The 657-nt window shown below is 55.6% G+C and carries 2 protein-coding genes; both read right to left on the reverse strand.

What is annotated here, in order from left to right; translation table 11 throughout:
* Positions 1–470 (reverse strand): relaxase/mobilization nuclease domain-containing protein (locus tag GPK49_RS09185; RefSeq protein WP_215677567.1); only part of this gene is annotated, 470 nt, incomplete at its 3' end.
* Positions 442–657: plasmid mobilization relaxosome protein MobC (gene mobC / locus GPK49_RS09190; RefSeq protein ID WP_215677569.1), on the reverse strand; the 216-nt coding region annotated here is incomplete at its 5' end. The genes GPK49_RS09185 and mobC, both read right to left, overlap by 29 nt.

Genomic DNA, 657 nt, shown 5'->3' on the forward strand with positions numbered 1-657 from the left:
GGTCTGTCCATGTAGGGCAGAAGCGGGACTTCGTAAATCCGCAGGGAGTTGATGACGATATGCACATGGATATTCCCGCTGTGGTTATGCCCGTCCGGGTGGGTGCAGATTAGGGCTTGGTGTCCGGGGAAATGTGCCTTGCAGAACTGTTCCCCCAGTTCCTGCGCCCGGTCTGTGGTCAAGCCGTTGTCTGTCCCGTCCCGTGGGTCAAAGCTGATGATATAGTGGTGGCTTTTCACATCTTCCCGTTTTTGGTTTTTCTCATAGCGGAGATTAGCCCGCATACAGGCAACAGCGAAATCCTCGCCCCCGCAGTTAAGGGAAGAAATGCGGTAATCCTCCCTCGGTATCAGCCGCCCGTTTTCATCAAGGGTGGGCTTCATGGTAAACTCGTCATGCTCAAATGTGAGGTAGGCTTCCGCTGCGCCATAGTCCGCATTTTTAGAGCTGATATGTTTGAATGTTGCCAACAGCGTCACCCACTTTCTGCAAGACTTCAAACTTTAGGGCAGCAAGGTCGGAAACCGCCGCCCGTACCTCCCCGGCAAGCTGCGGGTAGGGGCTGTGCCACTCGTTCAGCGTCCGGGCTATCTGGTTTAAGTTGCCGCCGATCCTGCCGTATTCGGCGGTCAGCTTCCCAACAGCGGCAAGCAGCTC

It is taken from the genome of Clostridium sp. MCC345, from assembly GCF_018785345.1.
GTDB classification, from domain to species: domain Bacteria; phylum Bacillota; class Clostridia; order Lachnospirales; family Anaerotignaceae; genus Anaerotignum_A; species Anaerotignum_A faecicola.